Source organism: Pseudomonas syringae group sp. J248-6 (assembly GCF_032586995.1).
GTDB lineage: Bacteria > Pseudomonadota > Gammaproteobacteria > Pseudomonadales > Pseudomonadaceae > Aquipseudomonas > Aquipseudomonas amygdali.
Genome location: NZ_JAWHOP010000004.1, coordinates 244,933 through 269,196 on the forward strand (window position 1 = coordinate 244,933; position 24,264 = coordinate 269,196).

Genomic DNA, 24,264 nt, shown 5'->3' on the forward strand with positions numbered 1-24,264 from the left:
CCTGGCGCTGACACCCGGCGCAGGCCGTTCCCCGTCGTTGACCCTCAAACGGAAGATGAGGTTTCAATTGGTCACGCGGTATGCAAACGTCAGTTTCAAGGGCAGAGCGATCAGTCTCGTCAACGAGCCAGCCACCCCCCTTTCTGTATGCGAGTCGCGCCTTGCCGCGTTCGCCCGTCATTTCTCTGCAATCCCCGCAAGCGCTTCCATGTCTGGTCATGACGTGAGCGCAAGAGCACGCGCCGCACCTTCTCCCTGAGTCTCGAGGTTCATCCGGCATTTCCTATGCCGTGCCTGACGGGCGGGACGCTCTGTGCCTCTGTCCGTTCATAAAAATAATCTGCTCACGGACGGTGGTTCCTGATGGTCGACAAATCTTCCTCGCGCGGGACGGGCTTCGCTCATCCTGATACAGAGCAACCCTTTGCCGAAAACCAGTGTGTGCACAGCCTGTTCGAGGCTCAGGTGCAGCGCAATCCCGACGCCATAGCCGCGCGATTCGAACAGGACACGCTTGACTACGCGACGCTCAATACCCGGGCCAACCGTCTGGCCCATTACCTGCGCAGCCTCGGGGTCGGACCGGATGTGCGCGTCGGTGTGTGCCTGGAGCGCTCGCTGGACATGCTGGTCGGCGTGCTTGCGATACTCAAGGCGGGCGGCGCTTATGTACCGCTGGACCCCGCTTACCCAAAAGCGCGTCTGGCACACATGCTGGCGGACAGTGCACCGCGTGTGCTACTGAGCCATGCAGCGGCGCGTCCGGCGTTGTTGGCGGCGCTTGAGGAGTGTGCGGCGTCAGCGCCGCTGCTTGATCTGGCCGACACCCGGCTGTGGGTAGCGCAACCGGAACACAACCCGGAACCGCGTGAGGTCGGACTCACGTCGCGCCATCTGGCTTATGTGATCTACACCTCGGGCTCGACCGGCACACCCAAGGGCGTGATGGTCGAGCATCGCGGGCTGATGGCGGTGAGCGCTGCATGGGAGCGGCTATACGCACTGCACAAACCCCTCAATCACCTGCAAATGGCCGGGTTTTCCTTCGATGTGTTCAGCGCCGATCTGATTCGCGCACTGGGCTTTGGCGGCACGCTTGTTCTGTGCCCGCGCGACACGCTGATGGACCCGCCCGCGCTGTATCGCTTGTTGAGCGAGGCGCGCATCGATTTTGCGGACTTCGTGCCTGCGGTGCTCAACCCGTTGCTGGTCTGGGCGCAGGAGACCGGGCACGACCTGTCGTTCATGAGCACGGTGGTCTGCGGATCGGACATCTGGAATGCCCATAGCGCGCGGCAACTGCGCAGTCTGTGTGGCGAGCATGTGCAGATTGTTCAGGCTTACGGGGTCACTGAAGCAAGCATCGACAGCACATGCTTTGAGTTCGATAGCAACAGCGAGGTTGATGCGGTGCTGCCCATCGGGCGGGCGTTGGCCAATACGCGGATTTACCTGCTCGATGCGTTTGCCGAACAGGTTGCTCCAGGTGTTACGGGGGAGCTGTATATCGGCGGCGCAGGTGTCGCGCGCGGCTATCTGAACTTGCCGCAACTGACTCTTGAGCGCTTTGTCGACAGCCCGTTCGTGGCCGGTGAGCGCTTGTACCGCACCGGCGACCTGGCGCGTTATCGCGCAGACGGCAACCTGGAATTTCTCGGGCGCAATGACTCGCAGGCCAAGCTGCGTGGTCTGCGTCTGGAGCTGGGTGAAATCGAGGCGCGTCTGGCCGAAGTTACCGGCGTGCGTGACAACCTGGTGGTGCTGCGTGAGGACAGCGGCGGTGTGCCCAGGCTGGTCGCCTATTTTCACGAACAGGCTGATGCAGGGCTGACGCCGAAAAGCCTTCGCCAGCACCTGCAACTCAGCCTGCCGGACTACATGATCCCCACAGCGTTCGTGCGCATGGACGCGCTGCCGCTGACCGCCAACGGCAAGCTGGACCGCAGCGCATTGCCGGAACCGGGTGCCGATGCGTTCGATCAACACGCGTTCGAGGCGGCTCAGGGCCCGCTGGAAACGATCCTCGCGGCGATCTGGGCCGAGGTGCTGGGCGTGGAGCGGGTCGGTCGTCAGGATCACTTTTTTGCGCTTGGCGGCCACTCGCTGCTGGTGATGCGCGTGCTGGCCAAGGTTCGGCAGACATTGCGTCTGGACGTGTCGCCGGCTGCGCTGTTTGCCGCCCCTGTGCTGCAGCAGTTTGCTGAGCAACTGAGCAGCGCTTCGGGCAGCGCTCGTCCGCCCATCACAGCCATAGAGCGTTGCGGCGCACACGCGTTGTCGTCTGCCCAACAGCGTCTGTGGTTTCTGGCACAGATGGAGGGCGGCAACGCGGCCTATCACATGCCGTTGAATCTGCGCCTGCGCGGGCCGTTGCAGGTGGCTGCGCTGCAAAGCAGTTTCGACCGGCTGGTGGCCCGCCATGAGGCATTGCGTACCACGTTCATCGCCGTCGAGGGTGAGGGGCGGCAGCGGGTTGCTGCGACCGGAACGATTGCTGCCTTGCCGATCATCGACCTGCATGGCGAGCACGATGCACAGGCGCGCCTGCTTGAGCTGATGGACGAGGAGGGCAGCAGGCCGTTCGACCTGGCGGTCGGGCCGCTGATGCGCGTCAGCCTGGTGAAGCTGGCCGAAGACGATCACGTGCTCCTGCTGACCCAGCACCACATCATTTCGGATGGTTGGTCGATGGGCGTGCTGACACGTGAGCTGGGGTTGTTGTACGAAGCAGCACTCCACAAACATGCCGACCCATTGCCGTCCCTGCCGATCCAGTATGTGGATTACGCAGTCTGGCAACGCCAGTGGCTGTCTGGCAAAGTGCTGGAAGCGCAGCGACGTTACTGGCGTGAAACGTTGAGCGGTGCGCCGGTACTGTTGGAGTTGCCTACCGATCACAAACGTCCAGCGGTCCAGAATTACCGTGGCGGCTTCGTGCCGCTGATGTTTGACCGGGCGCTGACCGCACGGCTGCGCGCGTTGGCAACGCAACAAGGCACCACGCTGTTCATGAACCTGCTGGCCGCCTGGTCGCTGCTGCTGATGCGCCTGTCGGGGCAGGACGATGTGGTTATCGGTGTGCCTTCGGCGAACCGCAGCCAGCAAGAGCTGGAGGGCTTGATCGGTTTCTTCGTCAACACCCTGGCCTTGCGCATGACCCGCTCCGCCAGCCCGACAGTGGCGAGCTGGCTGCAACAGGCGCGCCACGTCGCGCTTGCAGCCCAGGAACATCAGGACTTGCCGTTCGATCAGGTGGTGGAAGTGCTCAACCCGCCGCGCAGCCTGGCTTACAGCCCGGTCTTTCAGGTGCTGTTCGCCTGGGAGCAGCATCAGGATTCGGACCTGACGTTGTCCGGGCTTGACGTGAGCGTGCTGCAAAGCAGTCAGCCAGTGGCCAAATTCGACCTGCAACTGGCGCTCAGCGAGCGCGACGGGCAGATAGTCGGCGGTCTGGAATATGCTTCGGGCCTGTATGAGCCCGAGACCGTGGTGCAGATGGGCGAATACCTGCGCCGCATCCTGACGCAGATGGTCGAGGACAGTGAGCAGCCTCTTGCGACGGTCGCCCTGCTGAACGCCGAGCAACATCGCCAGATTGTGCACGACTGGAACCGCACTGAACGTGACACCTCGCGGCAGCCCGATTGTGTGACGCGCTTCGAGGCTATCGCGCAGCGTATGCCCGATGCCGTGGCGTTGCTTGCCGATGAGCAAACGTTGACCTATGCCGAGCTGAATCAGTCTGCCAACCGGCTGGCACATTACCTGATCCAGCAAGGCGTAAAGCCCGAGCAGCGCGTGGGCCTGTGTCTGGAGCGCTCGGCGCAGATGGTTATCGGTTTGCTGGCCATTCTCAAGGCCGGTGCCGCTTACGTGCCGTTCGATCCCGCGTACCCGGCCGAGCGGCTGGCGTTCATGTTCGATGACGCCGCACCGACCCTGCTGCTGACTCAGGCCTCCCTGCGCGCAGACCTGCCGTCGCTGCGCGACACGCTGTCGATCTGCTGCCTGGACGTGGATGCGCAGCAGTGGGCGCAGTGCTCCGCTTCCAATCCGCACGTGCCCGTCAGCCCCGGCAATCTGGCTTACGTGCTCTACACCTCCGGCTCGACCGGGCGGCCCAAGGGCGTGGCGCACAGTCGTGCGGCGCTGGACAATCTGATCGCCTGGCAACTGGAACAGGCGCCCGTGTCGCAACGGGTGTTGCAATTCGCCTCGTTGAACTTCGACGTGTCCTTTCAGGAAATCTGCAGCACCTTGTGTCAGGGCGGCAGTCTGGTGCTGATGAGCGAAACTGCTCGCAAGGACCTCGCTTCACTGCGCCCGATGCTGGTGGCCGAAGGCGTACAACGGGCGTTTCTACCCTTTGCCGTGCTCCAGCAACTGGCCGGTCTCAGCGAGGCCGATGCCGCGCGTCCGGCGGATGGCTGTGAAATCGTCACGGCCGGCGAGGCGTTGCTGATCAATGACGAACTGCGTGCCTTTGTTTGCGGCCTTGGTGGCGCGCAGTTGCACAATCAGTACGGCCCGACCGAAACCCATGTGGTCAGCCAGTTCAGCCTGAACTGTGACGAAGCCGGACAGTGGCCGGACGCACCACCGATTGGCCGGCCCATCGCCAATGCGCGTCTGTATGTGCTGGACGGCGACTTGAACCCTGTGCCGGTTGGCGTGGCCGGGGAGTTGTACATCGCGGGCACCTGCCTGGCCCGTGGCTACCTGAAGCGTTCTGCGCTGAGCGCCGAACGCTTCCTTCCGGACCCGTTCGATCCGCAGCCCGGCGCGCGCATGTACCGCAGCGGTGACCTGGCGCGGTTTCACGCCGACGGCAACGTGCAGTATCTGGGGCGGATCGACCAGCAGGTCAAGCTGCGCGGCTTTCGCGTTGAACTTGGCGAGATCGACAGCCTTCTGCAACAGCAGCCGGGCGTGCAGGAAGCGGTCGTGCTGCTGCGCGAAGACGTGCCGGGCGACCAGCGTCTGGTGGCTTACGTGGTGGGCTCGGCAAGTACTGAAACCCTGCGCGCCGGGCTGCAGCGCCACCTGCCGGAACACATGGTCCCGACCGCCTGGGTTTCCCTGGTGCAACTGCCACTGACCCGCAACGGCAAGCTCGACCGTTCAGCCCTGCCTGCGCCAGAGCGCCACAGCGCAAGCACTTACGTGGCCCCGCGTGATGAGACCGAGCGGCAGATGGCGCAAATCTGGGCCGAGGTGCTCAAATGCGCGCAGGTCGGCCTCCACGACAATTTTTTCGACCTGGGCGGGCATTCGCTGCTGGCCACGCGGATGGTCTACATGATCAACCAGCGCATGGCCGCGCAGTTGTCCCTGAGCAGCCTGTTCAAGACGCCGGTGCTGGTTGATCTGGCAGAGCAGGTACGGCTCGGGCGTGGCGAAGGCCATTCGGTTGAAACGCCGTTTACCCCCATCGAAGCTGATCGCGGCGCACGTTACGCACCCTTTCCATTGACCGATATCCAGCAAGCGTACTGGTTTGGCCGCGAGTCTTCGGTCAGCCTCGGCGGTGTCAGTGCCCACGGCTACGAAGAGCTGCGCATTCCCGGCCTCGACGTGCCATGTTTCGAGCAGGCGCTGAACCGCATGATCCAGCGGCATGACATGCTGCGCGTGGTGTTTCGCAGCGACGGCACACAGCAGGTTCTGGAGAGCGTACCGACGTATCGGATGCCACGCAGTGATCTGCGCGGCTTGCCCGTCGCCGCCGCGCAGCAGGCCCTGCAAGAGACCCGCGAACGTCAGTCCCATCAGGTGCTGGACGCCAGTCGCTGGCCGTTGTTCGAGTTCAGTCTGTCGTTGCTCGATGACGGCATCAGCCATCTGCACATCAGCCTTGATGCTCTGATCGTCGACGCGGCGAGCACGCAGATTCTGGCTCGCGAACTAATGGCATTTTATGCCGACCCGCAGTTGCAACTGCCTGAGCCGGGTTTGACCTTTCGCGACTACGTGCTGGCCGAACAGCGCTTGCGCAGTGACCGCCGCTACGAACAGGCGCTGGGCTACTGGCGCGAGAAGGTTGCCACGCTGGCACCCGCACCGGACCTGCCGCTGGTGTGTCAGCCGGAAAGCATCAGCCAGCCGCACTTTACCCGCCGCGACCGCGAACTGTCGGTGCAGCAGTGGTCGCGACTCAAGGAACTGGCCCGACAATTTGGCGTGACGCCGTCGGTGATGCTGCTGACCGCGTTCAGTGAAGTGCTGGCGCTATGGAGTCGGCAACCGCGCTTCACCTTGAGTCTGCCGCTGTTCAACCGCATGCCCTTGCACGCGGATGTCGATGACATTATCGGCGACTTCACCTCACTGATCTTGCTCGAAGTCAGCCTTGAAGCGGCAGCGAGCTTCACTGACAAGGCGCGCGCCGTGCAGGCCAGGTTGTGGCAAGACATCGACCATTCAGTGGTCAGCGGGGTCCGGGTACTGCGCGAGCTGTCACAGGCCCGCGGTGTGCAGCAGACCGCCATGCCGGTTGTCTTCAACAGCACGCTGTCGGAGGCCGCACCGGAACTGGCCGAATTCAATCTGGCCGACGCCCTGAACGCCGAGCACATGCACAGCATCACCCAGACCCCGCAGGTGTGGCTGGATCACACGTTGCTGGAGCTGGAAGGGCGCCTGCTGTTCAACTGGGACAGCATCGACGAATTGTTTCCGGCGGGCATGATCGAACAGATGTTCGTCGCCTACAACGCGCTGCTGGACCGTCTGCTGGCGTCGGATGCCTGGAACGCCAACACCGCGCAGCTGATACCGCTGGCACGCTTGCCTGTGCCGTATGCCGCTCCTGTCGACTCGGCGCTGATGCACGAATTGTTCGACCGTCAGGCGCTTGCTGCCCCGGACGCACTGGCAGTGATCGGCACGCAGCGCCAGTTGAGTTATCGACAGCTGCGAGCCGAAGCGCGGCAGCTGGCGGCGCGGCTTCAGCGTATGGGCGTGGTGCCCAACAGGCTGGTCGCAGTGGTCATGGAGCGTGGCTGGGAGCAGGTCGTTGCGACGCTGGCGATCCAGTACGCAGGCGGTGCCTACCTGCCGCTCGACCCGGCGCTGCCAACCGAGCGCCTGGAGCACATTCTGCAGCGTGCCGAAGCGAGTCTGGCCCTGACTCAGCCCGCACTGCTGCAACGCATCGAATGGCCCGAGCAGATCAAGGTCATCAGCGTGACCGACCCGGTCATTTCCGGCGATGCCATTTCCGATCAGCCTGAATTGCACGCTGTAGACCTCACGCCAGACGACCTCGCCTATGTGATCTACACCTCGGGCTCGACCGGCATGCCCAAGGGCGTGGTCATCGATCATCGCGGCGCGGTCAACACGCTGCTCGACATCAACCGGCGCTTTGCCGTCGGTGCCACGGACCGGGTGCTGGCGATTTCTTCGCTGAGTTTCGACCTGTCGGTCTATGACTTCTTCGGCACGCTGGCCGCGGGCGCTGCGGTGGTGTTGCTCGAGCCGCAACAGGCGCTCGACCCGGCGCACTGGCTGGCGCTGATCGAGCGGCATCGGGTCAGCCTGTGGAACTCGGTGCCAGCCTTGTTCGGCATGTTGCTGGAGTATGCCGAAGGCGAGCGCAGTGCATTGCCGTCGAGCCTGCGGGTGGCGATGCTGTCGGGCGACTGGATTCCCCTGACGCTGCCCGAGCGCGCCTGGGCGTTGCAGCCGACCTTGCAGCTGATCAGCCTGGGCGGGGCGACCGAGGCGTCCATCTGGTCGATCCTGTATCCGTTGCAACAGGTCGATCCCCACTGGCGCAGCATTCCCTACGGCAAGGCAATGGATCACCAGCGCTTCTATGTGCTGGATGATGCGTTGCAGGTTCGCCCGACGTGGGTGGCCGGTCAGTTGTATATCGGCGGTATCGGTCTGGCCAAGGGCTATTGGCGCGATGAAACCCTGAGTGCCGGGAGCTTCTTCGCCCACCCGCTGACCGGCGAGCGTCTGTATCGCACTGGCGATCTGGGCCGTTGGTTGCCCGATGGCAATATCGAGTTTCTCGGTCGCGAAGACACCCAGGTCAAGGTTCAGGGGCATCGTATCGAGCTGGGCGAGATCGAAGCTGCGCTCAATCGCCATCCCGGCGTGCAAAGCGCTGTGGTGCGGGTGCTGGGCGAAGCGCTGGGCGAGAAGCGGCTTGCGGGCTACATACTCAAGGCCGATGCCTCGTTGCAGGCCAGTGATTTTGCCCAGTACCTGGCAGACAAATTGCCCGCCTACATGGTGCCGAGCTCGTTTACCTTCGTGCAGGAATGGCCGCTGTCGGCCAACGGCAAAGTCGACAAGAAACGCCTGCCGGAACCGACACAGGCTCAGGCGTCAGGCCCCGCGCTTGAAGTCGAAGGGCCACAGGAGCAACAACTGGTGACGATTGTGCAGGGCGTGCTCAAGCGTCCTTCGATTGCTGCCGACGCCAATCTGCTGAACCTGGGTGCAACCTCGATCGACATTGTCAGGATCAGCAATGCGCTGTCCGGCGAACTGCAGTTCCGCCCCAATGTTGCGCAACTGCTGGCGCAGCCGACCCTGCTCAATCTGCTCGGCATGTACCGCCAGACTCTGGCCGATGGCAGCGTGGTCGACAGCGTCCGGCAACGTGCAGCTGCGCCCGAGCAGGTGATTGAAGATCCGCAGCAGCGGGCGCGCTTCAAGGCCGATCAGCGTGGGCGTCGGACCTTCAACGCGCAGGTTGCGGCGCTGGACCTTGCGCGCCCGGATGACCCTGCGTTGGCGCGGCGCTTCAGCGATTACCGCTCGGTACGCCAGTTCGCTACCCAGCCGATCCCGACCGCAGCCTTTGCAGGGTTGCTGGCCAGCCTGGCCCAGGGGCAACTGGATGGAGAGGTCAAGTACCAGTTTCCGTCCGCAGGCGGCCTGTATCCGATCCAGAGCTACCTGTACGTCAAGCCGCAGCGGGTAACCGGTGTCGCAGCGGGTGCCTATTACTACGACCCGGTTCAGCACCGCCTGCTGAGGCTGGACAGTGGCGTGCTGGACCCGGACACCTACGACTATTTCGTCAATCGTCCCGTGTTCGAAAACGCTGCGTTCTCGCTGTTCTTTATCGCCGACATGGCCGCAATCCGGCCTCTGTATGGCGAGCGCAGTCGCGACTTCTGCCATATCGAAGCCGGAGGCATGGCGCAATTGCTGACCATGACTGCGGTCGAGCAGGGCCTTGGCCTGTGCGGCATGGGCTCGCTCGAGGAGCGGCAATTGTCGGCGTTGTTCGACCTGGGACCGAATCATCAGTTGATCTACTCGATGGTGGGCGGCCTGCGTACTGCTGATGAACATCGCCGCACGCAGATCGAGGCGTTCGCTTCTGCTGCGGATCAAACGGACGACGCCAGCGACATGGAGGAGATAGAGATATGAATGCCTATCAATTGCTGGAGTTGTTCGGTCGTCATGCCGTGGTGCTTGAAGTGGACGGCGAAAAACTGCGTTGCAAGGCTCCGCGCGGGCTTCTCAATGACGAGATGTTGCAGGCACTCAAGCAACACAAGGCAGAGCTGATCGCTTTGCTGAGCGGCACCGACCCGGCGGCGATCCCCCGTCGTGCTGTCGGGCTAACGGCGCTGCCGCTGTCCTTTTCGCAACGCCAGCTGTGGTTTCTCGACCAGATGGAACCGGGCAATGCGTTCTATAACGTGCCCACTGCGATCTTGCTGAAGGGCACGCTGGATGTGCCGGTGCTGGAAAAGGCGCTGAACGAATTGATCATGCGCCACGAAATGCTGCGCACCACGTTTGCCAGTGTGGACGGTGAGCCACGGCAGATCGTGCACCCGGTGATGGCGCTGGCGATGCCGAAGGTCGACCTGCGTGACCTGTCGCCAGAGGCGCGTGAAGTGCAGGTCGGACTGGCTGTCGATCGGGAGGCCAAAGCGCCATTCGACCTGGCCTGCGGCCCGCTGTTGCGGGCTTCGCTGCTGCGGCTGGCCGATGACGAGTATCTGTGGCTGTACAGCGTGCACCACATCATTGCCGATGGCTGGTCGATGGGTGTGATCCTTCATGAAGTGACCACCTTGTATGGAGATTTTTTGCGCGGTCAGGCGTCCAGTCTGGCACCGCTGGCGGTGCAGTACGCCGACTACGCCTGCTGGCAGCAACAGCGTTTGAGCGGCGAGGCGCTGGCGGGGCAACTGGCCTTCTGGAAGCGCACGCTGGCCGACGCGCCGCCGCTGCTCGACATGCATGCCGACCGGCCGCGCCCGACCGTGCAGCGCTACGCAGGGGCGACCTTCAGCTCGACAGTCGATGGCAGCACCTTGCGCGGTCTTAATGCACTGGCCAGACAAACCCAGGGCACGCTGTTCAACGTGTTGATCGGCGCGCTTTCCGTGCTGCTGTGGCGCCACAGCGGTCAGCGGGACCTGTGCATCGGTACGCCGTTTGCCAACCGCAGCCGTCCTGAAATCGAGCCTCTGATCGGCCATTTCGTCAACACCCAGGTGATTCGCCAGCGTCTCGATGCGCAGCAGACCTTTGCTGAACTGTTGCGCGAGGTACGTGCCACGCTGCTGGATGTCCACGCCCATCAGGATGTGCCTTTCGACCGGGTGGTCGAGGCCGTCAACCCACAGCGTGATACCGGTTATTCGCCGTTGTTTCAGGTGATGATGGTGCTACAGAACACCCCGGGTACCGCTGTGCAGATGCCGGGGCTGAGCATGACGCCATATGGCACCGGCAGTGCCACGGCCAAGTTTGATCTGGCCTTCGAATGGGTCGAGCGCGACGGTGCGCTGAACCTGTTGGTGGAGTACAACACCGACCTGTTTGATCAGGCCAGCATCGAGCGCCTGAGCGGGCATTATCGACACCTGCTGGAGCAGGTTGCGCTGAACCCGAAACAGCAGGTCGGCGCGCTGACGCTGATCACTGACGCCGAACGTGAACAGATTCTGCACGAGTGGAACAGCCCGGCAGCGCTGGCGCAGCCTGTCGATTGCGTGCATCGCCTGATCGAAGCTCAGGTAGCGCGTCGCGAAGATGAGTGCGCGGTCATTTTCGAAGGTCAGTCACTGAGTTACAGCCAGCTCAACAGCCAGGCCAACCGGCTGGCGCAGCACTTGCTCACCCTCGGCGTCGGCCCGGACGTGCGCGTAGCCGTCTGCATCGAGCGCTCGCTGGAACTGCCGGTGGCTTTATTGGCGGTGCTCAAGGCCGGTGGCGCCTACGTGCCGCTGGACCCGGATTATCCGTCAGGGCGCTTGCGTCATATTCTCGACGACACTTGCCCGGTTGTGCTGCTTGCACTCGGGCCAACGCGCAAGATTCTCCGCGAGGCCCTGCAAGGTGCTGAGCGCGAGGTGCCGATGCTCGATGTGCAGGCCGATGCCTTGCTCTGGGCTCAATGCTCGCCAGACAATCCAGACCCGCAGCGTATCGGGGTCAACGCCGACCATCTGGCGTATGTGCTTTACACCTCGGGCACTACCGGCCTGCCCAAAGGGGCGATGGTCACGCATCGCGGGCTGAGCAACCTGCTGCTCTGGTGTCAGCAGTTCTGTGGCGAATCCGGAAGCATGCTGCACAAGATTCCATTCGGTTTCGACGCTTCCGCCTGGGAGATCTTCTGGCCGCTGCTCACGGGGGGACGACTGGTCATCGCCCGTCCCGGCGGGCATTTCGAACCCGGTTATCTGGCGCAGGTGGTGCGTGAACAAAGCGTCACCGCGATGGTGTTCGTGCCGGCCATGCTGCAACTGTTTCTGGAGGTCGAAGAGGTCAGCGCCTGTCACTCCCTGAAGGATGTGTTCAGTGGCGGCGGGGAGCTGTCGCCCGCAGTGGCCAGGCTGTTTCAGGAGCGTCTGCCGCATGCCCGCTTGCACAACGTCTATGGCCCGACCGAAACCACAGTGATCAGCAGTGTCTGGACGCTGCAGCCTGGCGCAGAGGTTCCGCCGCGCCAGCTACCCATCGGCCGACCTATCGCCAACACCCGTTTTTATGTGCTCGACGAGCGCAATGCGCCAGTTCCAGCCGGTGTTAGCGGTCAGTTGCACATTGGCGGCGTCGGCGTTGCGCGGGGCTATATGGGATTGGCCGAACTCACTGCCGAGCGGTTTATCGACAACCCGTTTGTTGCTGGCGACCGGCTGTATCGCAGCGGTGATCTGGCGCGCTATCGCCCGGACGGTCAGCTGGAGTTTCTCGGTCGCAACGACTTTCAGGTCAAGCTGCGCGGCATCCGTCTGGAGTTGAGTGAAATTGAAGCGCGGCTCGACCTGTTCCCCGGCATCCGCAGCAGTGTGGCGCTGATCGTTGGCGATAGCGCGCAGAACCAGCGTCTGGTGGCGTGCTGTGTCGCCGACAGCGCAGTGGACGAGTCCGCGCTGCGGGCTCACTTGGCGACGACCCTGTCCAGCGCCGTCATGCCCAGCGCTTATCTGTGGCTGGACGCCTTGCCGTTGACGGTCAATGGCAAGGTCGACCGTGTGGCTCTCGCGGCATTGGCCGATCAGGACCTGGCCGAACGGCAGGTCAACCTCGGCAGCCCCAGGGACCATATCGAGCTGGCGTTGTATCAGATCTGGAAAGACCTGCTGCTGGTGCCGCAAATCGGCATCCGCGACAACTTCTTCAATGTCGGCGGCACCTCGATTGCGGCGATCAAGATGGCCTACGAGATCGGCCGGGCCTTCGCCGTCGAAGTGCCGGTGCGTGTGATCATCGGCCATCCGACCATCGAGGCGCTGGGCGGTTGGCTGCGGACCGGGGCCAGCCTGACTTCGGCGCAGGGCAACCTGATCGAATTCCGCCGCGGTGCCGGGCAACGCAACGTGGTGTGCATTCACCCGGCGGGCGGCACTGCGTTCTGCTACCTGTCGCTGGCCAAGGAACTGCCGGACGCTGTCGGTGTGTACGGTGTGCAATCGCCGGGGTTGAACCCTGGGGAGAGCACCGAGCCGAGCGTCGAAGCGATGGCCGACGCCTATCTACGGCGCATCGCGCCATTAACGTCTCAACCGCTGGTACTCACCGGGTTGTCGTTCGGCGGTCTGGTGGCTTACGAAATGGCCCGGCGCCTGACGGCTGCTGGCAATCGTCAGGTCACGGTGGTGCTGCTCGATACCCAGGGCTCGGATGACCCAGGCTTTCGGCAACAGATCGGCACCGTCGACATGGCTGAATTTCGCGACAAGCTGGTGCGCTTCAACGGCATGTACCCCGGTATCGAAGACGCGCAGGTCGAGCGTTATTTCCACCTCTACAACCACAACCGCCTGGCAATGGCTGCTTACGAATGCGAACCGCACGCCGGGCGCATCGTGCTGATTCAGGCCCGTGAAGGCTTCAGCCGCACGCAGTTGCATGAGCTGCGCAGCTTCTGGCGTCGCCGCGCGGGTGACGGTTACAAGGCCCGGCTGGTGCACGGCGGGCACTGGGACATGCTGGAAAGTGCCGAGGTGCATAGGGTCTCGCAGACGCTCAGGCAGGAATTGCAACGTTTCGACACGCAGGAGGCGCAATGATGAGCAGCCACAAGGAGGGTATGGCCCGGCACCCCGCGACTCTGCTGTCGCGCTTTACCGAACAGGTGCGACGCAATCCCGAGGCACTGGCGGTGATCGATCAGCACGTACGGCTGACTTACGCGCAACTGGCCAGCGCCAGTGAGCGCATCGCCAAGGGGTTGCTGGCACAAGGCGCAGGCCGCGGTGATCCGCTTGCCCTGTGCATGCCGCGTGGCTGGCAGTGGGTGGCGACGATCATGGCGGCTCTGAAAGTGGGGGCCGTTGTGGTGCCGCTGGATCGGGCCAGCCCGCTACGGCGTCGGGAACTGATGCTGGACGATGGGGGGTGTGTCGGGCTGCTCACCCTGAGCGAAGATTCTGATGCTGTGTCGACGCTGCGTGGCTGGCACATCAGCGTCGAGGCGCTGCTGGATTACCCTGATCAGCCGCCACAATCTGTGCCGGATGACTTCGCCGAGCTGAGTTTTCTGTTCTACACCTCGGGCACTACCGGCACCCCCAAGGCAGTGGAAGTGGGCGAACGCGGCCTGTTGCGTCTGGCCCGGGCCGACAGCTACATCGAGATTCGTGCAGGCGACCGTTTCGCCTGTCTGTCCAACCCGGCGTTCGACGCCTGTAATTTCGAACTGTGGGCACCGCTGCTCAATGGCGGTTGCTGCGTCATCATTGCCGACGCAGACCTGCAGGACGCACGGCGGCTGGCCACAGTGCTGGAAACACAACAGGTCGATAACCTGTTCATGACCGTTTCGCTGTTCAACACGCTGAGTGCGGATGACCCCGGCTGTTTTGCCAGCCTGCGCCAGCTACTGATCGGCGGCGAGCAAGTCAGCGCCGCTGCGGTGCGCGCCTGGTATCAAGCCAATCCCGATAGCCGCTGCCGGATTTTCAACGCCTACGGACCCACTGAATGCACCACCTTCGCCGTGTGCTATCCGATCCCCCGCGACTTTTGCGGTGATGCGGTGCCGATCGGTCGGCCATTGCCTGACACCGGCGTGCAAGTGCTCGACCCGCAACAGCGCCCGGTTGCTCAAGGCGAGGCGGGTGAGCTTTACCTGAGCGGCAGCGGGGTGGCACGGGGTTACCGCCAGCGTCCCGCAGAGACCGCGCAGCATTTCCTGCGCCTGCCGGCAATCGAGGCCGGGGACGTGCTGCATTACCGCACCGGCGATCAGGTACGGGTCAATGCCGAGGGGCTGATCGAGTACCTGGGCCGCATCGACCGACAGGTGAAGGTGCGCGGTTTTCGTATCGAGCCGGGGGAGGTCGAACAACGCATTCTGGACCATCCGCGGGTAGCGCAGGCGCATGTCTGTACCCGCAGGCAAGCGGCCGAAGACCATCAGTTGCTGGCGTTCATCGTGCCACGCGAAGGCCTGGACTATCGCGAGCTGGACCAGCACCTGCGTGAACACCTGGCGGTATGGATGCGCCCGCATCAGCTGTTTCTGCTTGAGCGTCTGCCGCTGACTACCAATGGCAAGATCGATCAGCGTGCGCTGCTGGGGCAGCCCTTGAAACCATGGCGACCGCAAGCCTGCTCACTGCCTGACGATCAGCACTCGCCCGCACTGGACTGGCTGTTGACCCAGGCCCGCAGGCTGTTGGCACAGCCCGACCTCAACGGCCAGGATGACTGGCTGGGCAGTGGTGGCGACTCTCTCAAGGCCATGCGCCTGCGCTCTGCAATCCGCACGCACTGGCGACGCGAAATTATGCTGGGCGCGGTGCTGGGCGAATCGTTCGCAGCACTGGCCGAACGCCTGAGCGATGAACAGGGCGCTGCGTCTGCCTATCCACCCGCGCCACCCGTCAACAGGGTCGGGCGTGCGCCAGCCACTGCCGAGCAAAGCCGCTTGTGGCTGATGCAGCAACGCACGCCGCAAGCCACGGCCTACAACGTGCCGCTCATTCTGCACCTTGCGGCAGGCATTCAATTGCCCGCGCTGGCTGAAGCCGTGCAGCGCCTGCTGGCCCGACACAGCGGGTTACGCACGGCCTTCGTGTCCGGGGCTGACGGGCTTTATCAGGAGGTTTGCGAGCGCGACGTGCTGTGCCGCACCTTTGCTGTGGGGGCGTTCAGCGAACAGACCTGGCGTAGCTTCGCGACGCTGGTGTTCGATACACCCTTCGATCTGGCGACATCAGCCCTGTGCCAGGCCTGGCTATTGCCGTTTGCCGATGGCAGCTGTCGCTTGCTGATGAACCTGCACCACATTGTCATTGATGGCTGGTCGATGAACCTGTTGTTCGATGATCTGGTGCAACTGTACGACGATGCGCTGCACGGGCGGGCAAATGCGGAGCCTTTGCCTGGGCTGGGCACGCTGGAATTTGCGCTCTGGCAACGGCAATGGCGTGTCGACCCGCGCTATCGCGACCAGCGCCGTGCCTTGGCCGGGTTGCATCGCCAGCAGCCAGCATGTTCTCCACCGCTGGTGGCGGTTCGCGAACCAGGCCCGCAGGCACGGCTGTACCGCCAGCCGCTGGGTGCCATGCGCAGCGCCGCACTGGATCGGTTTTGCAGCCAGCAACGCGTCACCCGCTATGAAGTGTTGTTCAGCGTTTATGCCTGGAGCGTGTACGCGCTGACCGGCTGCGAACGGCCGCGAATCGCCAGCCCGGTCTCCAACCGTCCATTGACCGAGTTCGAAGACGCAATCGGCATGTTTGCCAACACCGTGCTGATCCCGACGGTGCTCGACAACAGCATGACGCTCGACCAGCAGATGCACCGCCAGACTGCCACAGTGCGCGAGGTGCTGGCCTTGCAGGACGTCGCCCTGGCTGATCTGGTCGAAGACCTGCGGCTGTCGTCGAGCAGTGCGTTGTTCGATTTCATGTTCGTGCTGGAAAATACCGACTACGCCAAGCTCGCTCGCACTGGCTTGCGAGCTACGTTTGAACTCACCGAGACCGTGCAGGCCAAATGCCCGCTGACCTTGTCGGTGGTCGATGCCGGTTCGCAACTGGAATGCTGGTGGGAATACCAGTGCAGCTATTTCGACGCCGCACAAATGACTTCCGTCAATCAGGTGTTTCAACAGGGGCTTGATCTGCTCCTGGAAAAACCTTCGGCAATCCTTGACGATCTGCTCACGCCGTACCGCTTCAGCCTGCCGCCCGCCAGTCAGGGTGGCAGCGATGCGGCGCCGTTCGGCACCCTGGCCGACTGGTTCGAACATCAGGTCAATTGCACACCGGATGCCCCGGCGCTGGTCGCTGATCAGCAGCGTATCAGCTATGCCGAACTGGATGCGTTGGCCGACACCCTGGCGGCGACTCTGGTCGAGCGATGCCCATTACCGGAAGGGTATGACGCACCGCTGCAAGTGGTGCTGTACCTCGAAGCGTCGGTCGAGCACATCGTGGCCTTGCTGGCGCTGGCCAGACTCAACCTGACGGCCGTGCCGCTGGACCCTGGTTATCCGCTGGCGGTGCAGCGTCAAGTCATGCAGCAAGCACAGCCGTGTTGCCTGCTGTACAGCACTGTCACCGAGGCGGCACTGGATGAATTGAATGCTGGTCGGGTGGCCCGTCATCGGGTCGACCTGAGCGCTGCGCCACGGTCATTCGAACGTCGCCATCATGCGGGCGATCGACCTTTGTACACGCTGTTCACGTCCGGCTCGACGGGTACGCCGAAAGGCGTTCAGGTACCGGACCGAACCCTCTGCAACCTGTTGCACTGGCAGCGCAATGAGGGGCAGTTGCCAGCGAAGTCAGTGACCCTGCAATTCTCCATGCTGTCGTTCGATGTGTCGTTTCAGGAGATTTTCAGCACGCTTTGCGGCGGTGGCTGCTACCACCTGATCAACCCACGCTGGCGGCAGGATGCCCAGGCATTGTTGAGTTATCTGCAGCAAGCGCTCATCGAGCGGTTGTTCCTGCCGTGCGTGGCCTTGCAGCACTTGGCGCAGACGGCAGTCAGCCAAGGCGTTTACCCGCAGGCACTGCGTGAGGTGATCACGGCCGGCGAGCAACTGCTCTGCACCGATGCACTGCGCAGCTGGTTTGGGGGCATGCCGCAGGCGCGTCTGTTCAATCATTACGGGCCGACCGAAACCCACGTGGTCAGCGCCTGGCGTTTGCCAGCGGCGGTGCAGGACTGGCCTCTGCGAGCGCCCATCGGGCTGGCGGTGAACAACGCGCGGCTGCTGCTGGTGGACGAACACGACCAGCCAGTACCAGGTGGCAGCCGGGGTTATCTGCTGGTGGCGGGGCCGATGATTTCGCGCTGCTACCTGGCCGACCCGGCGCTGAATGCCGCGCGGTTTGTCGAGTTGCCGCAGCCCGAGGGCAACATGCTGTTCTATCGCACCGGCGACCTCGCCCGGGCTGATGCCGATGCCTGCCTGCACTACCTTGGCCGTGACGACCAACAGGTCAAGGTGAGTGGCCAGCGTCTTGAGCTGGGGCAGATCGAAGCCGCACTGATGCAGGACGCTCAGGTGAGCAATGCGGTGGTGGCCATGCACGGCGAACCGCCACGTCTGGTGGCCTGGTTGCAGGTCGAAGGCACGCCGCCTGACGTGCAGCAGTTGGATCGCCAGGTCACGCTGCACTTGCCTGCGCATGTGCGTATCGACGAATACCGCTGTGTCGATGCCTGGCCGCGTACGCCCAGCGGCAAGATCGACCGAAAGGCGTTGAGTTCGCTGGGCGAGGCACTGCAACGGCGTCGCAGTGCACTTGCGCAAGTGCCGCTGAGCGCGCTTGAACAGCAACTGAGCGAGTTGTTCGTGGCGGTCATCGGCCGTGATATCGAGCTTGATCAGACCTTCTTCGAGGCCGGTGCCACCAGCCTCGGCCTGATGCGCCTGCATGCCCGTTTCAACGAACAACTGCCACAACCAGTGGCGATGGCAGCGCTGTTCGAACATGTCACTGTGCGCCGTCTGGCGCAGCATCTTTCGGCCTCGCCATTGGTTTCAGTGGCGCGTGCGCAAGGCTCCGATGCTGGCGAGCAGCCGATGGCAATCATCGGCATGTCGGTGAATGTGGCGGGGGCGGGCAACCTTGCCGAGTTCTGGGCAATGGTCCAGGGAAACCAGTTGGGCATCGAGCTGTTCGACGCCGCCGATGGATTGGTCGGCGCGCGTAGTCAATTGGCGGGGATGCTGGATTTCGACCCGGAATATTTCGGCATCAGTCTTCAGGAAGCACGGCTGATGGACCCGCAACAGCGGCACCTGTTGATGGGCTGTGTGCAGGCGCTGCAACATGCTGCAATCACGCCCACAGCCGACGGCCCACGCATTGGTCTGATCGCCAGTTGCGGCGAAACCACGTATTTCCAGCAGATGCTGCGTGAAACTGCCGAGGGTGATCTGCCGGACGGCTTCCAGATGGCGTTGCACCACGACAAGGACTTTCTGGCCACCAAGGCGGCGTATCACCTGGACCTCGGCGGCCCGGCGCTGAGTGTTCAGGCAGCGTGCGGCAGTTCGCTGATTGCCGTGCACCTTGCGGCGGCGATGCTGCGCCAGGGCGACAGTGATGTAATGCTGGCCGCCGGGGTGCTTGTCGACCCTACCCTGACCGATGGCTACCGCTATCGCCCGCAACACATTTTCTCTCGTGACGGGCTGTGCCGTCCGTTCAGTGATGACGCCAGCGGGACCATCGGGGCCAGCGGCTACGGGGTGGTGGTGCTCAAACCGCTGGCCCGCGCCGAGGCCGATGGCGACCGGATCTATGCGCTGGTCGAGGCTTCTGCGCTGAACAACGATGGCCGGGCCAAGATGAGCTACACCGCGCCGTCGGTGGCGGGGCAGAGCGCGGTGATCAGCGAGGCCCTGCGCAAGGCGGGTGTCACAGGGGCTGACATGGGCTACATCGAGGCCCACGGCACAGGCACGTTGCTGGGCGACCCGGTTGAAGTGGCCGCACTCAGCAAGGCGTTCGGCGCAACGCCCGCCGCCAGTTGCGCTCTGGCGTCAGTGAAAAGCCAGGTCGGCCATCTGGGCGCAGCGGCGGGTGTGGTCGGGCTGATTCGTGCGACGCTTGCGGTGTTTCATGGGGTGATCCCGCCCAATCTGGGCTTTGCCCGGATCAACCCGCAAATCGACCTGCAGCACTCACCGTTCTACATACCCACCACCTCACGGCCATGGCCCGAGGGCCGTCGACGGCTGGCCGGGGTAAGCAGTTTTGGTATCGGCGGCACCAATGCGCACGTGATTGTCGGCGCGCCGCCATCGCAGGCAGACAGCGCCGAGGAATGCCCGCCATGCCTGCTGCTGTCGGCGCACAGCCGTACAGCGCTGGAGCGGGACGTCACGGCAATCGACGCATGGCTCAATACCTTTCCCGAACAACAAGCTGCGTTGCTGCGTTACCTGCAAAACGGGCGGCGCGCATTGCCCTGGCGCTTTGCGGTGATCTGCCAGCCGGGTCACACGCTGCGCTTGCAACCTTCTTCGATCAAACGGGTGACGGTCTCGGACGTGCGTCTGAAGGCCAGCGAACACTCGCCGCAGGCGTTGCTGGAAGCCTGGTATGCGGGAGCCAGTATCGAGGTGGCGACGCGTTCGGCACCGCCACCGTGGAACTTGCCGCCCTCGGCGTTCGACCTGCAGACCTTCCGCTTCAAGCCATCCGCCGCTGTCGAGCCGCAGCCGCCGCAAACCGCTGAGCGCCAGCCGATGGCGGACTGGTTTTATCAGCGTCAGTGGCAGCGGGTGCGTCGTCTGGGCACACAACCGATTGGCGAGCGTCGCGACAGGCTGGTGGTGTGCAGTCACGAGCGCATAGATGCCGCACTGCTTGGCAGCCTGCAGGGTGTTTATCGGCACGTCATCGAGGTGCAGGCCGGTAATGGCTATCAGCAGCTTGGCCCGAACCGTTATGAGCTCGATCCACTGGACCCGCTGGCGTTTAGCCGATTGATCGCCGAACTTGATCAGAGTGGGCAGGCGGCGACCGAACTCGACTGGCTGCATGCCTTGCCACTGTCGGTTGGCGGGGTGGTCAACGAGCAAAGCCTGGCGGCCGCGCAATGGGCGTGTCTGGACACGGTCAGCGCGTTGTTGCAGGCCTGGGGGCAACGCGTACAGAAGACCGCTTTGCGACTCTGGCTGCTGTCCTGGCAGGCGTGCCCGGTAAATGGTCAGGTCATGCGTCCGGAACTGGCGGCGCTGGCAGGTATTACCGAAGTGGCCCCGCAGGAGTACCCGATACGTTGTCACTGGCTGGATCTGCCCACTGCGCAATGGGGCATGCAGGCTCGGCAACTAGCGACGCTGCTCGCCGAGCCGACGTCGCTGCCACGACGCATGGCCATTCGTGACGGTTATCTGTGGCAGCCACAGTTGCAGCCCGGCTCGCTCGCGTTGCCAACGGTCGTTTCGAATCTGTTGCCGGTAAACGGCACGTTTCTGGTGCTCGGCGGTACAGGCGGTATCGGCCGTACGTTGTGCGAACACTTGCTGCAATCAAGCCAGCGGCGGGTGGTGCTGCTGTCACGCAGTGGGGAGTGTCCGCAGGAGCTGCGCGATTATGCCGCGCGTATCGATAGCGTTCAGGCGGATATCGCCGATTTGGCACGCTGGCCCAAGGTGCTTGAGCAACTGCGCGAGCGTTATGGACGCTTTGATGGAGTGATCCATGCTGCCGGGACCGGAGCGGGCAGTCTGATCCGTCAGCGTGATGCTCATATGCTGTCTGAAGCGATGGCGAGCAAGACCCGCGGCATGCTGGCGGTCGAAACGTTGATCGAACAGATGACGCCAGGGTTTGTGCTGTACTGCTCATCAATGTCGGCACTGTTCGGCGGCGCTGGACATCTGGATTATGCCGCCGCCAGCGCGGTGCTCGACGGCTTCGCCCATTACCGCCCGAATGCCGAAAATGGCTGCGTGCGGCTGGGTATCAACTGGGACATCTGGAGTGAAACCGGTATGGCCGCTGCCAGCGGCGTCGGCGATGAAGCGCATCAGCGGCACCTGGCGGTCGGCATGTCGGCGCAAGAGGGCTGCCGGGTATTCGACGCCGCCATGACTGCACAACTGCCGCAATTGTTGATTTCGACGACCGATCTGAACACAGCACGCCAGTTTTACCCGGCTCGCCATAGCGGTGCTGGCTTGACGCTGGTCGACACTGCGCCAGCCGTTGCGGCAGAAGCCGGTCTGCCTGAGCGTCTGTTGGGCTGCCTGTGCAAATGGCTTGGCGTGAGCGCTCTGGATCCGGATGACTCGCTGTATGAGCTGGGTGCTGATTCCCTGACCTTGCTGGACCTGATCGACGAATTGCAGGCCGCGACGGGTGTGGTATTCCAGTTGTCACAGTTTAGCCACAAGGTCAGCCTGCGCGAGGTGCTGGCGCTGGTGCAGTCAGCGCAGGGCGGTGCGGCTACAGTCGAAGATCAATGGGCCGATGCGGTAAGGATTGACCAATGGCATGCGGGAGCTGGCCGCGAGCGCCTGTACCTGATCCATCCGGTGGGTGGCGATGTTCAGGCGTATCGCGAGCTGGCCTCGGCGCTGCACCCTGATCTGGGTGTGTGGGTAATCGCCGACCCGGCCTTGCGCCTGGCCGAGCTGCCGAATATCAGTCTGGCCGAACGGGCGCAGCTGTATCTCGACGCGTTGCAGGCCCATCACCCCGACGGCACAGCATGGCGGCTGGCCGGCTGGTCGTTCGGCGCTTGGGTAACGCAGGCGATGTGCAGCCTGCTGGCGGACGATTGCGAGCAGCCGTTGCTGTACCTGATCGATCCGCCTGCGCCGGATGCCGGGACCGAGCTGACGCGGATCGACGAAGAACGTATTCAGCAGGTCTTCCAGCGCGAGTTTTCCGCACGGCGGACCCCCAACACTGCCGCCAGCACGGCCAGCGAAGACGCGTCACGTTACATGCAAAGCCTGATTGTCTGCTGCCAGAACAACATGGCGAGCATGGCTGATCATCGGCCCGCGCAACTGCCTGATACCAAGGCACGACTGTTCATTGCCACGCGTCCCAATCCATATGGCATGGGCAGCGCCTGGCAGGTGACAGACCTGCAGCGTGCCTGGCAAGACCTGTTGCCGCACCTGCTGAGCTGGCAGCCTCTGGACACTGATCATTACGGCATTGTCGCAGCGCCCTGGGTGCAAATGATTGCCGAGATGATCAACGCAGATCTGCCAGTGGGGGAGGGCTGAACGCGTTAGCGGCACGTTTTTCAGGCGGGGCTGACGTTCCCGTAGACGAACCACGGACATGGTGATCGGCCATGCCAACCATTCAAGGGTGAGGGATCATGGATCAAATGGCACTCAAGGCCATCGAAGGCATCGCGGGGGCGCCTCGCGCGCCGTATCACAGCATCACGGTCAACCGCCTGACACCCATAATCGGTGCAGAGGTCAGCGGGGTCGATCTGTCGCAGCCTCCGGGTGAGGAGCAACTGAAGGAAATTCGCCGCGCTTTTCTGGAAAACCACGTGCTGGTGTTTCGTGATCAGCACCTGACGGTCGAACAGCACAAAGCCTTTGGCCGGCTGTTTGGACCGTTACGTGCGTTGCCGGTAGAGAGCATTGATGGCGATGACCCGGAGCTGGTCGTGGTGCGCGCTAACGCCCAGTCACGCTTCGCTGCTGGCGAGCTGTGGCACACCGATGGCACCGCTGACCTGGAGCCGTCGATGGGCTCGATGCTGTATGTCAAAGAGACGCCCGCCATTGGAACCGGTGGCGACACGCTGTTTGCCAATATGCACCTGGCCATAGAAATGCTCTCGCCTGCGATGCAGGCGTTTCTTGGCGAACTGACGGCCATTCACGATGGCGAGATTCCGTGGAAGGGCTACCAGCCGCCTGCCAACCTTCCCAAAAGCGAGCACCCGGTGGTGGTTCGCCACTCTGAAACCGGACGCCGCAGCCTGTTTGTCAATTCCGGGTTCACCTCGCATATCGTGCAACTCTCGCCCGGCGAGAGCCGCGCGGTGCTGAACATGCTGTTCGATCTGATCGCCCGCGAACCTTCGCTTAGTTGTCGTGTGCGCTGGGAGCCGAACACGCTGGTGTTCTGGGATAACCGCTGCACCCAGCACCACGCGGTGTGGGATTACTTCCCGCACTCGCGCTATGGCGAGCGGGTGACGATTCTGGGAGGGCGGCCCAAAGCCTGAGCCGCTTTACGCAGCCTGGCGAACGCCTGGCTGCGGGCTTATCACCTCAGTCGCAGGTGGTATTTCAGGTCATCGAACCATTGATCGCCGATCTGATAGGCATGCGGGACGCGGCGTTCGAAAGAGAAACCGCATTTCTCCAGCACCTTGCAGGAGGCAATGTTGCCATCGGTCACGGTCGATTCCAGTGAATCAAGGCCGATGGCGGCAGCGTAGTCGATGATTGCCCGGCGGGATTCGGTGCCGAAGCCTTTGCCTTGATGTTCCGGCAGCAACAGACAGCCCACTTCGGCATGCCCTGGCGACATGATGCGAAAGCCGTTGACCCCCAGCTCCACGCCGCTCTGCTTGTCGACGACCACCAGGCACAGCCAGTGATCGGACTCTGGCGTCCATACCGGAAGGCGATGATCAAAGCCTTTGCGAACTTGTGCTTCTTCGATTTCCCCGAAGACGTACTGCATGGTCTGAGGCTCGGAGTGCAGCCTCAGAAACAACGGCCAGTCACTGGCGAACAGGGTCCGCAGATAAAGCCGTTCGGTGTGTAGTTTCAGCATCCGTTGCTCCTTGCACGATGAAAAAGGCACAGGGTTTTGTACTCGGCATTCGGCCAATGATCAATAATGCACGCGC

At 63.1% G+C, this 24,264-nt stretch carries 5 protein-coding genes; 4 read left to right on the top strand and 1 reads right to left on the bottom strand.

The window, feature by feature from the left end; genetic code table 11:
* Positions 1-363: 363 nt before the first annotated feature.
* The 4 genes from RYC17_RS07560 to RYC17_RS07575 all read left to right on the top strand — a co-directional run bounded on the left by RYC17_RS07560 (position 364) and on the right by RYC17_RS07575 (position 23,631).
* Positions 364-9,399, top strand: a complete 9,036-nt coding sequence (locus RYC17_RS07560) for a non-ribosomal peptide synthetase (RefSeq protein WP_316902699.1) — start codon at positions 364-366, stop codon at positions 9,397-9,399.
* Positions 9,396-13,508 (top strand): amino acid adenylation domain-containing protein, encoded by a 4,113-nt coding sequence (locus RYC17_RS07565; RefSeq protein WP_316902700.1) that lies wholly within the window; start codon positions 9,396-9,398, stop codon positions 13,506-13,508. Before RYC17_RS07560 ends, RYC17_RS07565 begins: the two co-directional genes overlap by 4 nt.
* On the top strand, positions 13,508-22,663 hold the full coding sequence (locus tag RYC17_RS07570; protein ID WP_316902712.1) for a non-ribosomal peptide synthetase: 9,156 nt from the start codon (positions 13,508-13,510) through the stop codon (positions 22,661-22,663). The genes RYC17_RS07565 and RYC17_RS07570 overlap by 1 nt, the downstream gene beginning before the upstream one ends.
* 98 nt (positions 22,664-22,761) lie before the next feature.
* Positions 22,762-23,631: a TauD/TfdA dioxygenase family protein gene (locus RYC17_RS07575; protein ID WP_058409226.1), complete on the top strand. Its 870-nt coding sequence runs from the start codon at positions 22,762-22,764 to the stop codon at positions 23,629-23,631.
* A gap of 41 nt (positions 23,632-23,672) precedes the next feature.
* On the opposite strand, the gene RYC17_RS07580 is transcribed toward RYC17_RS07575, so the two are convergent.
* Positions 23,673-24,188, bottom strand: coding sequence for a GNAT family N-acetyltransferase (locus tag RYC17_RS07580; protein WP_058409225.1), 516 nt, complete (start codon positions 24,186-24,188; stop codon positions 23,673-23,675).
* Positions 24,189-24,264 lie beyond the last annotated feature (76 nt).

What these genes read in the sequence shown, in the direction of transcription:
- RYC17_RS07580 (WP_058409225.1), bottom strand. Translation starts at nt 24,188, where the DNA reads ATGCTGAAACTACACACCGAACGGCTTTATCTGCGGACCCTGTTCGCC.
- RYC17_RS07560 (WP_316902699.1), top strand. Translation starts at nt 364, where the DNA reads ATGGTCGACAAATCTTCCTCGCGCGGGACGGGCTTCGCTCATCCTGAT.
- RYC17_RS07570 (WP_316902712.1), top strand. Translation starts at nt 13,508, where the DNA reads ATGAGCAGCCACAAGGAGGGTATGGCCCGGCACCCCGCGACTCTGCTG.
- RYC17_RS07565 (WP_316902700.1), top strand. Translation starts at nt 9,396, where the DNA reads ATGAATGCCTATCAATTGCTGGAGTTGTTCGGTCGTCATGCCGTGGTG.
- RYC17_RS07575 (WP_058409226.1), top strand. Translation starts at nt 22,762, where the DNA reads ATGGATCAAATGGCACTCAAGGCCATCGAAGGCATCGCGGGGGCGCCT.